9 protein-coding genes are annotated in these 16,336 nt (G+C 43.0%); all 9 read right to left on the minus strand.

Features of this window, described 5'->3' with window-relative positions:
* Positions 1–102: 102 nt before the first annotated feature.
* Positions 103–1,551 (minus strand): metalloprotease TldD, encoded by a 1,449-nt coding sequence (tldD, locus tag AN944_RS02005; RefSeq protein WP_055022901.1) that lies wholly within the window; start codon positions 1,549–1,551, stop codon positions 103–105.
* A gap of 92 nt (positions 1,552–1,643) precedes the next feature.
* The gene (locus tag AN944_RS02010; protein ID WP_055022902.1) at positions 1,644–2,483 is read right to left on the minus strand and encodes a carbon-nitrogen hydrolase family protein; all 840 of its coding nucleotides are present in this window, start codon (positions 2,481–2,483) and stop codon (positions 1,644–1,646) included.
* Positions 2,407–6,801 (minus strand): YhdP family protein, encoded by a 4,395-nt coding sequence (locus tag AN944_RS02015; protein WP_055022903.1) that lies wholly within the window; start codon positions 6,799–6,801, stop codon positions 2,407–2,409. The genes AN944_RS02010 and AN944_RS02015 overlap by 77 nt, the downstream gene beginning before the upstream one ends.
* Positions 6,801–8,291: a ribonuclease G gene (rng, locus tag AN944_RS02020; RefSeq protein WP_055022904.1), complete on the minus strand. Its 1,491-nt coding sequence runs from the start codon at positions 8,289–8,291 to the stop codon at positions 6,801–6,803. Before rng ends, AN944_RS02015 begins: the two co-directional genes overlap by 1 nt.
* Before the next feature lie 88 nt (positions 8,292–8,379).
* On the minus strand, positions 8,380–8,973 hold the full coding sequence (locus AN944_RS02025; protein WP_055022905.1) for a nucleoside triphosphate pyrophosphatase: 594 nt from the start codon (positions 8,971–8,973) through the stop codon (positions 8,380–8,382).
* 1 nt (position 8,974) lies between these two features.
* Positions 8,975–9,463, minus strand: a complete 489-nt coding sequence (mreD, locus tag AN944_RS02030; protein ID WP_055022906.1) for a rod shape-determining protein MreD — start codon at positions 9,461–9,463, stop codon at positions 8,975–8,977.
* Positions 9,460–10,356, minus strand: a complete 897-nt coding sequence (gene mreC, locus AN944_RS02035) for a rod shape-determining protein MreC (RefSeq protein WP_055022907.1) — start codon at positions 10,354–10,356, stop codon at positions 9,460–9,462. The genes mreD and mreC overlap by 4 nt, the downstream gene beginning before the upstream one ends.
* 63 nt (positions 10,357–10,419) lie before the next feature.
* Complete coding sequence (locus AN944_RS02040) at positions 10,420–11,469, minus strand: rod shape-determining protein (RefSeq protein ID WP_055022908.1); 1,050 nt, start codon at positions 11,467–11,469, stop codon at positions 10,420–10,422.
* Positions 11,470–11,761: 292 nt separating this feature from the next.
* The gene (locus AN944_RS02045) at positions 11,762–16,336 is read right to left on the minus strand and encodes a DUF6701 domain-containing protein (protein WP_055022976.1); all 4,575 of its coding nucleotides are present in this window, start codon (positions 16,334–16,336) and stop codon (positions 11,762–11,764) included.

Genomic DNA, 16,336 nt, shown 5'->3' on the forward strand with positions numbered 1-16,336 from the left:
AGTTTTACTGTTTACTTCTAGCGTAAGAGATTGATTTTAAATATTCTAAATGAGTGTAGTACAAAATAAAAAGGTGCCATTACAGCACCTTTATTTTTCCGTTTATGCCGTTCCGCCAACGGTTAAGCTATCTAATTTCAATGTAGGCTGACCCACACCAACAGGCACACTTTGCCCATCCTTACCGCAAACACCCACACCTTTATCTAACGAAAGATCATTACCGACCATCGAGATTTGGCTCATGGCTTCCGGTCCATTACCAATTAATGTGGCGCCTTTGATTGCTTCGGTCACTTCACCATTTTCAATCAAATACGCTTCAGAGGCTGAGAATACAAATTTACCCGAGGTAATATCCACTTGGCCGCCACCAAAGTTAGGAGCGTAAATGCCTTTTTTAACCGACTTAATCATCTCTTCTGGCGTCGAAGTACCCGCTTCCATATAGGTGTTTGTCATACGTGGCATAGGTAAATGTGCATAAGACTCACGGCGACCGTTACCCGTCGTAGCTTGTCCCATTAAGCGCGCGTTTAACTTATCTTGCATGTAGCCTTTTAAGATACCGTTTTCAATCAAAGTCGTTTTTTGCGTTGGCACGCCTTCATCGTCGATGCTCAATGAACCACGACGATTTTCAATTGTACCGTCATCCACCACCGTCACTAACTCTGATGCCACTTGCTGACCCACTTTGCCACTAAATGCACTACTGCCTTTACGGTTAAAGTCACCTTCTAAGCCATGCCCTACCGCTTCATGTAACAATACACCAGGCCAGCCATTACCGAGGACAACGGGCATCTCACCTGCTGGGGCATCAATGGCGTTCACATTAACCTGCGCTTGACGTACAGCTTCTCGAGCAAACTCAAAACAAACAGGTAAACCAGCATCATCTGTCGCTAAAAACACACTGTAATCATGACGACCGCCACCACCAGCACTGCCACGCTCACGTTTACCATTGTCTTCAAGAATGACGCTACAGTTGAAGCGAACTAAAGGTCTAATATCAGCAGCAAGCGTACCGTCACTGGCTGCAACTAAAATTTCTTCATGCACCCCTGATAAACTAACCACGACTTGGATAATACGTGTATCTAGACTGCGAATGTATGCATCGGTTTGTTTAAGCAGGTTGATTTTTGGCGCTTCTTCCATTGCAGCAATGGGGTCGTCACTTTTGTATAGTGCGTGAGTATTGTGACGCTTAAAGGCATGCACCTGATGTTGCTGACCAGCGGTTGCGATACCTCGTGCAGCTTCAGCTGCTGATTGCAGTGCTGCTGGAGTAATTTCATCAGCATAAGCAAAGCCTGTCTTTTCACCTGTTATGGCTCGAACCCCTACGCCACGTTCAATATGAAAACTGCCTTCTTTAATGATGCCATCTTCTAACGCCCAAGTTTCATGGCGGCTACCTTGAAAATATAAGTCTGAAAAATCAATATTATGTTGGTGAATAATATTGAGGTAATCCTGTAGCCCATCAAGGGTTAACCCATCATGTAATAAACTTTGTTCAACTTGAGCTAGAAATGGCATTAATTCTCTCTTTAAGCCCTATGGCTTGTAAAATGTAATTCATCAATCGCAACAGCGATGTTTCATTTATCTTTCTGACTTTAATACTTTGATTAAAGTGCTGTCGTTAGCACGGGTAAATTAAAACGGTTGTGCTCCACGACTGGAATTTGTTGTCTAATATCGTTGAGTTGTTGTCGGTCTATCTGACCTTGCACCCAACCTGTTCCCGTTTTTCGTTCAGCGACAATGTGACCCCAAGGATCAACAATCATACTCTGCCCCCAAGTTTCTCGGCTACCTTGATTATGTTTGCCCCATTGATCAGCTGCCAGAATATAACATTGACTTTCAATCGCTCTAGCTTGCACTAACACTTGCCAATGAGCTTCGCCTGTCACTTTAGTAAACGCTGATGGCAGAGCAATAATATCAGCACCTGCAGCTCGTAAAGCACGGAATAAATCGGCAAATCTTACGTCATAACAAATGGCTAAGCCCACTTTACCAAACGGGGTATCGATAACACTAATACGATCGCCAGGACAAAAAGTATCACTTTCACGATATGAGCGTGTACTGTCGGCAACTTCGACATCGAATAAGTGTAACTTATCATAACTGCCTAAGGTATCACCTGTATCATCAAATAAATAACTTCGGCTATATACCCGCCCATCATTCGCTAAAATAGGAATGGTTCCAGCCACCATATACACTCGATGATTTTTAGCCAATGCAGCTAAAGCCTGTTTCAGCTCACTGGTTTTATCATCTCCAGCGACTGATAACTGTTGCTGTTCATGACCACCAAATAACAAACTACATTCTGGTAATACAACGAGCTGAGGCTGATTTTCTTGCCTTGGAAGTTGACTAAGCTGCTCGTCGATAAAAGCTAAGTTGGCTTGAACATCCCTGCTGCTCTGACATTGCAGTAAGTTGACTTGCATTAGCGCCTCCTTGGCTTTGACGTTGCTGGTAATCAACAAATGATATCGGACTGCTACCCTCCCCTTTAGGAGCGTTATCGGAATCAGTCTCGGTTTGAGTATTGCTGTTAATAATGATGTTATCGCTGTTTTTGCTGCTATCCGCCTCGATACTGATTGCAGGTACATTGGAACTGTCTGGTACAGTCATCTCAGTTACAGTTTGAGTGCCAGAGTCATTGACATCTAATCGCTCGCTCGCCTGTTGCAATTGGTCTTGTTGAGCACCTTGCAGATTACTTTGTGGCTCAGTTTCCACTTTTTCGCGAGGTAAAATTGATTCAGGGATTTCGATTTCTTTACTCTTACGCTCTAACTCTTCTAGCAAAGGATCATTCATTGTACCGCCTAATCTGAAACGAATTTCAGAAATGACTTCAATGACCGGCTCCAATACTTTTGTGAGTGCAAAGGCGCCTAAGCCCAATGTCCAAGCGCTGGTACTTAATAGCACTACAGTTGGGACGCTCGAGGCTAATTGCGGAATAAAACGAATATCGTAATTCAAACTTTGAGTGGTTAAGTCAGTATAGCCTCGTACTTTCATGTTGCCTGCTATCGCATCCATTTCTGTATCTGTGGTTTTTACGACGCCATTATCAATATCCAATGAGCCACCAAAAGAGTCGAAATATAACCCCTTGCCAAACACATCAGAGAAGTCTAAAGAGAGTTTTCTCACTAACGAGTCCAAACTAAACAAGGAGAAAATACGAGCACCTTTATCGCTCACTTCAGATAAGTATCCTTTACCCAAATCAAAGCGTAATTTGCCGTTTAAGGTTTCTAATGAGAATTCATACGGCGCACCTTGCCATGAAAACTCTCCCACCATATCCACAGGCGCATCTTTAAGACCAGGACTGATGCCTAACGCTTCAGATAACGCATCAAACTTGCTGGCTTTTACATTGACATCAAACGTGGTCATGCTTTTTCCTGCGGCGAACGTCCAATCTCCAGAGGCTTGCAGGCTGACTATTGGCCTCGTTAAGGTCAACGTTTGGAAGCGGTAACCATTCTCATACGGTATTCCTTGTAGCACAAGGTGGCCTAAACGCGTTTTATATAAACCAAAATCATCTACATCAACTGCAAGTGGCGGTAAATTATCGAGTAAATTGCCTGGGGTAAATTCGGCATCTTCTGGCGCTTTCACATTAGGTGCTAAATGCAATTTACTGGCAACAATTTTAAGGCCTTGCTCGCGCCAACTTGGATAAAAATCAATATTACCCACCATCTGCTCTGATTCAATATCGAAACGCCATACATGCTGAAGCGGCTTGGCTGTAAACGATAATTGCTCAAAGTTTTGACTTAAAATATTCAATGAACCAATTTGGGCGTCGATTAAGGTTAACGGCGGGAAAAAGCTCACCTTGTCATCAAGGTCAGTGAGGTTAACTACTGGCTCTGATTCAACGTTTACTGAAGAAGATTGATTAGCCAGTTCAGCAATTGTCTCAATGTTTGTTGTTTCAGCAGTATTATCAGGGGCAGTTTGCGCAGTTTCATCATTGACGACTATTGATTCTTTATCTGCGATAACATCGATACTGGATGTCACTTTATCAGTAAATTTACTGATAAGAGGTAGCCATGTGGTCAACTCAGCTTCTGGTAAGTCAATTTGAATGTGACCTTGGTTTTTAACGAGCTTATCACCCAGTTTAAAATGGCGCCCGAGTAACAGATCATAATGGGCGAGGTAGTCGCCACTTTGCTCATTAAACCCGCCCCAAAACTCAGCTTCTTTGCCTAACTTGATCCCTAAGGAAGACTGCTTGTTATCACCAATTAATTCAGCTCGCAGCATTCTAGGTTCGTCGGCTGCTTTAGTAAAAGGAGCTGGTAAGGACAATGTTGTGCCTGTGAGATCTGAATTTAATTGTACTTGTAAACGATAACCAAGCGGATCAAAAATCATCGTTAACCCACCATCCCAATCTAAGCTTCCTGAATAATAATCAGATAATGGATTATCAATGTAATTCGGTAAATTATCTAAATCCCATTGGCCGTTCAGATCGACGCTTAAAGCAAGATCACCGCTATTCGTTTGCTCTGTTGCAAAGCTAAACTGCAATGGTTGCTCAAATAAATCTGCCGCGATTTCTTGACCACTCACTTCAGCATTAATAAATTCGACAGCGCCGCTCACACTGTTTAAATGCAGCCCGGGAGAGGTGATATATACGGCATTATTATCGAAGGTTATCACGCCTTTATTGTTCGCTTTCGCACCATCATAAAGCGGAATGGTTAAATCTAAATCACTCACAATGTCACCAGAGATTTGCACAACATTGAGTGTTGAGCCCACTGAGGTTTTAAGCGGTGAATTATCAATAACGGCTTTTGCAGCATCAGCATCAGCGCCAACCTCAGCTTCAATTCTTAAGGTCGTTTCTTTACCCATATAAGGAATATAAACGTGTGCACCGTCGGCATCCACATCCAATAATTTCCCTTTGTTAACAACAATATCCATTGCCGCATTTTCAAATAATGCATAAAGGCTTAACGCTTCAACTGCTGGCCAATCGGGTTGAAACAAAAATGCACCATCATTTAAATTAAAACCTGCTTGAAAGATGCCAGAATGATCTTGATATGGAAACTGATTAAGTTGACCGTGCCAGACAATTTCAGCGTCAGGAATTTGGCCTTTTTTAAGCGATCCATTTAGATAATCTACCAAGTTATCGCTCATCGCATCTAACGGAAAATAACGACCCGCATGTTCAACATTATTGATGGCTAAGTTAGCATTTAAGGCAAGGTGTGCTTGCTCTAATAAATCCAGTTGCATTGATGCAGCGAGATCGATATCGGCATTGCTAAAGTGAACATGAGGTAATATCAGGCGCGACTTATCGACGTTATATTGAACTTGAAATGCATCACCTTTAAGCGCAAGCGGTGCTTCAAACCCATCTTGAAAATCAAATTGATAATCTTGTGCTGGGAACTCAGCATTGACTAAGCCATTGGCCCAAGAAAAGCGTAAATCAATTGGGGCACTACCGGGTATTCCCTCTGTAGCAGACCACTTGAGTTGGTTTATTTCGGTTTTGAGTAAGAATGGTTTCCCTGACTCTTTAAGTAATTGCAGCGGCCCAATAACGCCACTTGGTGACAACTCTTGCCATTGAGCCACGCCCTTTTCTCCCATTTTAGGAAATAAAGGGAGCAATGGCGTGAGCACTTCAGGCGCAATTTCATTCACGCTAACCGATAAGTCACTGTAGTTAGTTTTCAGTGATAAATTAAGCTCAGGCCATGGAACACCATTGGTCGAAAAGTCTAAATCATGGCTTGTAACTTGCCAGCCATTATCATTTGGTTGCCACTTTAACGCACCGCCATTAATCGCAAACTTTTGCAGTTGTTCAGTATTTTGCTTATCAGATGTATTCCACTGCAACCAGCTTGGTTCGAACATCAACAAGCCTGTATTGATAGTTCGATGCTCTATACCTAGCCAAGCTTTAAGATTTACAACACCTTCAAATTCAATACTATCTAATTTTAATAAAGGGTCATGTTGACGTGAAGCCCACTCACCTAGATCTAATGATTCAGCAGAGAGATAAATTTGACCCACTAATTCATCAGGTTTGTAGCCATCGCCAGTGACATCAATTCTGAGAGCCAATAATTCACTTGCTGACGCTTCTGAATCCAAATGCATAAAGCCTTTCGCTTGGTGAAGGCCTGGTTGGTTATGCCACATCAAATTACTGATAAATATTGGTCTAAAATCATGGCTATGACTTAGCAACTGTAAAGTACCGTCACTGATAGAAAAATATTCAAGCTGCTCAAGTAACAAGGCATATAACCAATCTAAATTGGTACTCGCATCCTCATCACTTTTCGAACTAGAAAGCTCATCTACATTTAACGCAACATGGATGCCATCAAATTTTACGGTTTCAATTTTAGGGGACAGAGTGAGTAATGTTTGCCAAAAATCGAGTTTTAAGTGCACCTTGTTGGCGATTAAGGTCACTGGTAGCGATGGCTGCGGGGGAATAACGAGATTATTAACCGTTAATGCAGGTCCAAACGCTTGCCACTCGGCACTGAGTTTTCCCACTTGAACTTCAATCTGGTATTGTTCTTTGAGGTAATTCACCACTTCGTATCGCGCTTCAGGAAGCTGAGGTATTAATCCTCGGATGAGACTCACCGCTAGCGCAAATAGTACCAGTACTACGGCTACAAATTGGAACAAAAAACGACACACTTTTACGGTTTTACTTTTGGGCACTACACCATCACCACGTCATACTTATTTTGAGTATATAAAGTCTCGTTTTGCAGGCGGATCTGTTTGCCAATATACACTTCTAATTCTGCTAATAAGTGGCCTTCTTCAGTACTTAAACTTTTGAATACCGCCGGTGAACAGTACAGCAAAAACTCATCTGCTGCGTATGCTCGATTTAATCTAATAATCTCTCTGAATATCTCATATGAAACCGTTTCAACCGTTTTCATTGAGCCTGTACCTTGGCACGCAGGGCACTCACCGCACACCACATGCTCTAAACTTTCACGGGTACGTTTACGGGTCATTTCAACTAAGCCTAAGCCTGAAAAACCACTTACACTCGTTTTAACACGATCGGTTGCTAACGCGGCTGTTAAGCTGTCTAACACCCGCTTTTTATGATCATCATTCATCATGTCGATAAAATCGATAATGATGATGCCACCTAAATTTCGCAGTCGTAATTGTCGAGCAATAGCTTGAGTTGCTTCTAGATTGGTATTAAAAATGGTTTCGGCAAGGTTTCTGTGGCCAACAAAAGCACCAGTATTAATATCAACCGTTGTCATGGCCTCTGTTTGATCGATAATCAAATAACCACCCGACTTCAGTTCTACTTTACGACCTAATGCACGCTGAATTTCATTTTCTACATCGTACAGTTCAAAAATAGGAGAAGGGCCAGCGTAATGCTCAATTTTGTCTGCGATTTCTGGCATGAACTCTTGAGCAAACCCTTGAAGTTCTGCAAAAGTACGTCTTGAGTCGACTTGAATATGATCAAGCTCCTCACCGACAAAGTCTCGAATAATACGCACTTGAAGCGCTAAATCTTGATACAGGAGCGTGGCACCTTTACGTTTACGGCGTTCGCTCACTTTCGCCCAAACACGACGTAAAAATGCAGCATCTTGGGCTAACTCATCATCACCCACCCCCTCCGCTGCGGTGCGAATAATAAAGCCACCATCTTCATCGACATAGGGTTCGGTAATTTTCTTTAGGCGAGCACGTTCTGTTTCTTCTTCAATACGTTGAGACACGCCGACATGACTTGAGCCAGGCATAAAGACGAGATATCGAGAAGGAAGGGTTATATCTGTGGTTAAACGAGCACCTTTGGTGCCAAGGGGATCTTTAACCACTTGAACCATAATGTCTTGGCCTTGGCGCACGAGCTCAGCAATATCACGCACCACGAAATTACCTTTTTCTACATCGGCAACACATTCGGTATGCGGCACAATATCAGATGCGTGTAAAAAGGCAGCTTTTTCGAGTCCGATATCAACGAATGCGGCCTGCATACCAGGTAATACTCGGCTGATTTTACCTTTATAAATATTACCAACTAAGCCACGTTTCATTCGGCGTTCTATATGAACTTCTTGTAAAACGCCATGCTCAACAAGTGCAACTCTGGCTTCTGTTGGCGTAACGTTAATCAGTAATTCAGATCCTTTTTTACGCTGTGCTTTTGTGTGCATAAGCCACCTGTTTAACGCCGCGCTTCAAGGATAATGTAATACCAGCAAAAATGGGTGTGGTAACATTCACATGTTGGCGAACGAAAGATTAAGTTAATTCAATTTGATTCATTTCATGGAGCAGTTCGCGCGTTTCGACTAACGGCAATCCTACGACGGCGGAATAACTGCCCATAATAGATTGTACGAAACAACCACCTAGCCCTTGTATGCCATATGCACCGGCTTTATCCATAGGTTCTTCGGTGTTGATATACGCATCGATAGCCTCTGCTGATATCTCGCAAAATGTCACTCGAGTCTGGCATAAACGAGTCAGCGTTATTGCACCGTTGGTCACCGCTACTGCCGTCATAACTTGATGAGTTTGACCCGATAACAAGGTTAACATGCGCTTTGCATCATTAATGTTTTCAGGCTTACCTAAAATTTCCTCGCCCATAACGACAATAGTATCTGACCCCAACACTTTCGCAGCTGGCTCATCATTGCATAAGGTCAAACCCACTCTGGCTTTTTCTTTAGCTAAACGGACAACAAACTCGGCAGCAGGTTCATTATCGTGGTGCGACTCATCAATATCTGGTGCCACTTGCCTAAAGGTAAAATCTGACTCTGTAAAAGCAGCTTCAGCAAAAAGCGCTTTACGTCTTGGCGAAGTCGAAGCGAGAACCCATCCCATATTAACGGACCTTATATCGGCGACGAATATTTCGTAAAACCCAAAATACCCACCACCACATGAAAATACTGGACACTGCAGGCAAAAACATTGACCAATCAAATGCCACGCCGTTCACTACAAACTCAACCCAGTAAATAATAAAATGATACAGGCAAATAAAAATAGCGACCAAAATAGACTGCTGCCAGCGAGTAAAATTACGTAATCGTTGTGATTGCATCACAATCACATAAATCACAATCGAAAAAGCAAGTGAGCGAATACCTAAGGTTGCACCTAGTAGCACATCCAGTAATACTCCTAATACCCAAGCCGTTAAAATACTATAGCGATGTGGCAATGCCATTGCCCAATAGATCATTACCATCAATAACCAATCAGGACGCCACGCCTCGACGATTTTAGGTAACGGCATAATCTGAAACATCATGCCAATAAATATGGTCACTAGCACGACAAAGCGGCCATTGGCGATATGCGCACTCATTGGCTTACCTCATCTTCCGCTGATTCAATATCAAGTTCAGCCTCATTCACCATGGTAGCAGGATCAACTTGCTCTTGTGTGCCATCATCAGGCCATATGAGCAACACATAACGGATCCTATCAAGTGCCGCTAATGGCTGAGCCGAAACAACCGAATAACTTTGCCCAGCATCACGTGAAATTTTCATCACTCGTGCAACAGGATAGCCTTCTGGAAAACGATTCCCAAGTCCTGATGTAACCAGTAAATCGCCAACAACGATATCGGTACTTTTGGCAACATGTCGCAATTCAATTTCGTCAATATCCCCTGTGCCTTGTGCTACGGCGCGAACATCATTACGGGTAATTCGAACAGGGATCCCATGAGTAGGATCAGTTACTAATAACACCCGACTCGTCAGCTCGCTGACTTCAATCACCTGTCCAACAACCCCTTGGGCATCAACGACTGACTGACCGACAAAAACCCCTGTACGTGCACCGTGATTTAACACGACATAATGCCTAAAGGGATCACTTGCCACTTCCATGACTTCTGCAACCACTTTTCGAGCATCCATATGCACTGGAGAGCCGAGTAACGCTCGAAGGCGTTCGTTTTCTTGACGTAAATGTTCAAAGCGCTGTAATCGCTCAGACATCATAAGTTGTTGACGCAATAATTCTTTATTTTGCATCGCCAACATATTTCGCGTAGCGATGGAGTCAGCTGACCAATCCAGCAATAAACCGGGGACATTCGCTAAATATTGTAAGGGACTTAAAACTGAGGAAATGGACTGACGAATGGGATCTAGACGATCATTGGCGATAAGCAACACCACCGACAAAAATATTGCCAGTGTTAATCTAAATTGTTGCGATATACCACGAACAAAAATGGGTTTCATAATATGTAGGCGGTGACACTCTTAACATACTTGTCAGAATAAACACCGCCATTGTTTCGCTCTTTAGTTCTCTTCAGAGAATAAGTCACCACCGTGCATGTCGATCATCTCAAGGGCTTTTCCGCCACCTCGAGCAACACACGTTAATGGATCATCAGCAACCATGACAGGAATGCCAGTTTCTTGCATTAATAAACGATCTAAATCGCGTAATAATGCACCACCACCTGTCAGCACCATGCCACGCTCTGAAATATCAGAAGCCAGTTCTGGCGGAGACTGCTCTAATGCAACCATAACAGCACTTACAATACCTGATAAAGGCTCTTGCAGTGCCTCTAAAATTTCATTGCTGTTCAAAGTGAAACTTCTTGGAACACCTTCTGCAAGGTTACGACCACGAACTTCAATTTCAAGCACTTCATCACCAGGATAAGCAGTACCGATGGTATGTTTAATACGCTCTGCGGTTGCTTCACCAATCAAGCTGCCGTAATTACGACGAACGTAGTTGATAATGGCGTCATCAAATTTATCACCACCAATACGCACTGATGATGAATACACCACACCGTTGAGCGAGATAATCGCAACTTCAGTTGTACCACCACCGATATCAACGACCATTGAACCAGTCGCTTCTGAAACAGGTAAGCCTGCACCAATCGCCGCAGCCATTGGTTCTTCAATTAGGTAAACTTCACGTGCACCAGCACCCATGGCTGATTCACGGATCGCACGGCGCTCAACTTGGGTTGCACCTACCGGTACACACACAAGCACACGTGGACTTGGGCGGAAAAAGCTATTGTTATGCACTTGCTTAATGAAATGCTGCAGCATTTTCTCTGTCACATAAAAGTCAGCGATAACACCGTCTTTCATTGGACGAATAGCTTGAATATTGCCAGGCGTACGACCTAGCATTTGCTTTGCATCTGTTCCCACAGCAGCTACTGATTTTTGTCCGCTACTGCCACGTTCGCCACGGATGGCTACCACCGATGGTTCGTTTAACACGATACCTTCGTCACGAACGTAAATTAATGTATTTGCCGTACCTAAATCGATCGATAGGTCGTTTGAAAAAACTCCACGCAGCTTTTTGAACATGTATCTAGCCTGTATTCTGTAACATCAGAAAAAAGAAAAATCAGGTAACTTTATCAATGCCACTGGTTTTCCACAAGACCGAACAGGTTAACAATCGCTAATCTAGGTGTTTTTTTTACAATAATGCTAAATTAATCCACCAGCGCAGAAAAACACCAACTATTCGAGCAAAAAAACAGCAGCATGTTTAAGGCAATCTAGTGTCAAAAAAACGCGCTTTCAACATTTTTTGACATAGTTAACGACCTCACGCTCAATACTGACTCATAGTCACTCGGTTTCTACTTGTCCATTAACGTTTTTCACGCCAATAGATAATTCGATCGTGACCACGATAACGGCCAAAATAAGCACTGGCTCTTGGATCATATAATGTCGTCGTTGAAGCATTATCCCAGTTCCAATACCACTGTAGCCATTCAGGCACAATAAGTGGTGCTGTGACTTGCCCACGATAGTCAGCAGCAGTTCCAGTAATAACCGCATTCCAAAGTAAGGTAAATTCACCTGCAGCGAACATCGAAGATTGCCCAGTTCTAACAATGGTTTGCCCAGATGTTAAACTAGGCTCGAATTGATAGCCTAATACTGAATCATCGACTTGTGTAGCTAAAGCAGGTGTCACCGTGGAGCAGTTATCCAGAATATTCACACTCCAATCAGCGCCGTCCCAATACTCTGCACGAGTGGGCATTTGCAAAGTATCATTTTCTGCACCATAGGTATTATCCATCACCACTCGACCATGTCGAAAACGTTGGGTTGTAATTTGCTTAGCATCGCAATTGCTACCACAGCTGCCAGCAGTAGCTGCATTCATGTCAGGATCTGCCACAAAGCTATTATCGCCATCGTTATCGACCATAACCACACCGATATCCATGTCTTCAAATGGCCCATCTTTATTAGGGGCAGCCAATCGGGATAAGCTGGCCATGTAACTACTATCAACTGTGGCCACTCCTGCACTCCATGAACTAGCAGATACTGGTAAAGCACTTAAACGATTTCGCTTATCATCACCATCATCACTGTTTTCCCCGACCAATATCGCCGTGGCAAAAGCAAAGTCGCCTTGATAGTTTTCCGTGACATCTGAGCCAATGTTAAATGCAGAAATATTCATCGCCATTGAAAAAGGCTGATCCATATAATTAAATACAGTACACGCCGGTAATACGCTGACACCACTAATCGCAAACCTATCGGGTATAAAGCGGCCTATATTACCTGAGCTCGCCAATGGAATATCATAAAAGCTCGAGCCTAAATAACTTGAATCTGACTTAACGGTAAACTCAAATACACCCACTTCACTGATTGATTGAGTAATCGTGTTGCTGTTATTTGCTGCAGCAAGATGATCATAACTGCTTAAGCCAATATCACCTTCGATACCTGGAGATGGTGCCACAAGGGAACTTGCGAGTGTCATTCCTGCATGAGCATAATTTGGTGTTGCAAGATTATCGCAATAGTCGCTATCTCCATCTGACTCCCACGCCATACCTTGAATCGTTAATTCAAACTCTTCGCCCGCTTTTTTATAAACGGCGCAAGTCTGATTTCCGGCAGGACAACTCGCAGCAGCATCAACTGGGCTAACACATAATCCGACAGGGAAGCTGACAAATGTGTCAGCCCCGACCATAACAAGGCCATCCTCATCACCTGTTCCGTCGTATTGTGCGTTAAGTTGGATAGCGCCCGCATCAGGGTAATTCACGTCAATTTCTGCAACACCATTGCTGTCAAAATCCAAATTAATTGGCGTTCGTGTGCCAACACTTGTACCGATACTCATTGCAGTACCAGCCCCTGTCACAGAGACATTTTGGCCTGAGATAACGGTACTAGGCTCTATATAATCACTCCAGAATCCCACGCTCTTGGTAACATCGGCAAATTGAGGAACACATTCCAGCGTTTCGCTATCTTTCTCTACTGCGGAGATATTTATCATCCCAGTGGGTTTATTCGCTAATTTATTCGGCACATCAAAAATAAAGCCACTATCTGCAAAATTAAACGTACATTGAGCTGCTGTAGGAGTATTACCTGCGATACTACATAAAGTGGTACTGAATGGTTTGGCTCCTGGGGTTGAACCTGTTACATCCACAGTCACTGAACCTGCGGTATTATTTCTTAACTCTAAATTGGTACTTCCACCACTAAAGCTAACGACGTTACCGCCAATCCAGCCGCCACCAGTAGCTATTGTTGCAGGACTCAATGTTGCAGTAACAAAATCCGGAACTGTTTGAGTACAGTCTGCATTCGCACAAGCTTTTAATGTCATGGGCTCTGCATTACAGGTTAAGGCTGCACCAGTATGAGTAAATTCAAAATGGTCAATGACAACCCCTATTGGGTTGGAATCAAGCGCACAAATTTCAACATTATCAATTTCATGGTTATTAGTTGCCCCGCCAGTAGAACCTGTTAATGAAAGTAAAAAATCAGTAGGGACAGCTGACTGATTAGGTTCTAATGCAGCATCAAAAGGAGAAATGAGCATTTCGTAGCCATTGCCAGTGTCACGCTCAACACTGACCATTGATTGGCCAGCAACCTGAGAATCAACGGTTATACGGTAACGATGATTTGCATTTTCATTATTATCAACCGTAGGCGATAAACAACCTCCACTAGGGTTATCTTGCCCATTATTACAGGTACCACGTAGATAATTGTAACCACTAGTCCCCGAACCTGAGCCACGAACTGCTACAGACTGCTGTCTTCTACCAGGTCCACCAGGGCCTCCTTCGGTAGAAAAGTTACCATACTCATCAATACCAAAACCCAACCAACCGCCCGCAAAACCGTCGACATTCGAACGAGCACCGTAGCCTAATGGACCACCATATGAACCAGGCTGAGGAGTAATTGAAGCATCAGATAACACAAAAGCAATACCATCAGCACCACTACCCCCATAGGCATAATGATCAAACTCAATGGTCACTAAGTTTCCTGCGGCAGAGAAAAGTCGCTGATATGTCGAAGACGTAGCCTGATTTCCAGCAGCTTCGGTTATCCGAAGTCGGTTATTCACAATAGTAGGAATAAACCCACCGCGACTTTCAGAAACGACCCAATCATCACCCACATCACTGCGCTGAAAGTCATCATTAAAACACGTTAACACCTGTTCTTCTTTTTCTAAGGCGATAAAACTATAATTTTCCCATATATGGCGACGGTCTGTATCCCGGTAGGTATCTTCATCAACCACCATACTCACCAGTGAATTTGTCAATTGGCAACGCCTTAACCAACCACCGTCACCACCACGGCGGCTATTTTTTCCTGCGACAAAAATGGGGGGATTAGTAAACCCTTCAAGCGCAGTCGTAAAGCCGCATTGGTAACTTAGGTCTTGAACACTACCTGCGGTAAAAGTCTGCGCTTGTCCGAAATGATAATTGAGGTTTTCACTGTTTAATACAATTGAGCCACTGCCTGATTGCAAGCTCAAATAAGCAACCGTTTCCGCCTGAATCTGATTATTATTTAAATTATCTGGCTGGCACCGACTGTTATTACTCCTGACTTCAGAAGTATCCATCGCTAAACGGATCCCTGTATTGTTAAATTGCGACAAGCTCGTCAACCAACAGTTATTTACCTGAGTTTGCAATTGATTCAGCACAACATTCTGTGTGCTTGGTAACGCCACATTAACGTATTGACTATTGGAGCCAATCAGAGCGGTATCAAGCTCTACTGTTCCTGCGATAAGCTGAGTACCATTGGATAAATCATGGGTTCCCGCATTCACCGCAACCCAGTGAATTTCTGTCATATCTTCAGATTCAACATAACGACTTGCGGGTGACGGAGACTCCTGTTGAGACCAACTAAAACCGGTTGTCGTCGGTGTGCCATCTAAAAATACAGAAGCTGGGCCATCACTATTAGTATTCGATTGCTCGATAGTCGGCATTAAAAAAACAAGAGGCGTAACACCATCAGGAAAAGCCGTATCAAAAGTCACGCTACCAGAGGTAGATTTACCATATTGAATATGGAAAGGAGTAGGTTCAGGAAATCCGTCGTTAATGGTTGTATCATCATTAATCACTAATTTTCTTGAGGTGATACGGCCATTAAAGGTGTTGGTGCGGTTAATGGTAATATTACCGTCACTATATATGTAACCGTTAATCTCAGAATCAGAACTGTTAAAATTAATATTGTTATAGGCAATCAGTGTAAATGTAGAATCAGTACCTTGATTAACGGTCAACGCACCATTAATTGAAGTACTGTTATTAACAAATAATCTGACATTGCCCGTTGTATTTATTACTGGAGTGCCACCATTAATAGTAAATGACTCAACCCAATAGTCACCTTCTGGAAGGTTAATGGTGGTCTTCTTATCCAAGATTAAGCTCTTGATTCGATAGGGTTCACTTGGCGCAGCACCGAATGTTAATTCGCAATTATTTTTATCAATAATCACATTCCCAAATTCGGTTATTCCAGGTCCCAGTAGATCATTGTTAGAACACTGCCCCCATGAGATCCCAGTATTACCTGAGCTAAACAAAAACTCATTTCCAGCAGCATTCAAATCAAGACCATCAATATCAGTACCTGATATTTCGCACTTTTTATACCCCGATGCACCATCATCACAGGTTTGATTTCCAATCTCATTACTTGAATTACTTGTGCAATAATCGAGTGCGACGCCATTTGTTCCATTAATTTGAGCATCGTAAATAACTAACTGCTGATTGATATTTTCACAACTCGCCGCAGTACCATGATGTCCTTGAACGACATTTGGGAAGTAGCGGGCATAATCTATGCTCTCAAAAGCACTTACTTGAAAAGACAGCACTGCAAGCAT

It is taken from the genome of Shewanella sp. P1-14-1 (genome assembly GCF_001401775.1).
Lineage (GTDB): Bacteria > Pseudomonadota > Gammaproteobacteria > Enterobacterales > Shewanellaceae > Shewanella > Shewanella japonica.

Coding starts and splice junctions, on each gene's coding strand:
- AN944_RS02010 (WP_055022902.1), bottom strand. CDS start 2,483: ATGCAAGTCAACTTACTGCAATGTCAGAGCAGCAGGGATGTTCAAGCC.
- mreD (WP_055022906.1), bottom strand. CDS start 9,463: ATGAGTGCGCATATCGCCAATGGCCGCTTTGTCGTGCTAGTGACCATA.
- rng (WP_055022904.1), bottom strand. CDS start 8,291: ATGCACACAAAAGCACAGCGTAAAAAAGGATCTGAATTACTGATTAAC.
- AN944_RS02045 (WP_055022976.1), bottom strand. CDS start 16,336: ATGCTTGCAGTGCTGTCTTTTCAAGTAAGTGCTTTTGAGAGCATAGAT.
- mreC (WP_055022907.1), bottom strand. CDS start 10,356: ATGAAACCCATTTTTGTTCGTGGTATATCGCAACAATTTAGATTAACA.
- AN944_RS02040 (WP_055022908.1), bottom strand. CDS start 11,469: ATGTTCAAAAAGCTGCGTGGAGTTTTTTCAAACGACCTATCGATCGAT.
- tldD (WP_055022901.1), bottom strand. CDS start 1,551: ATGCCATTTCTAGCTCAAGTTGAACAAAGTTTATTACATGATGGGTTA.
- AN944_RS02025 (WP_055022905.1), bottom strand. CDS start 8,973: ATGGGATGGGTTCTCGCTTCGACTTCGCCAAGACGTAAAGCGCTTTTT.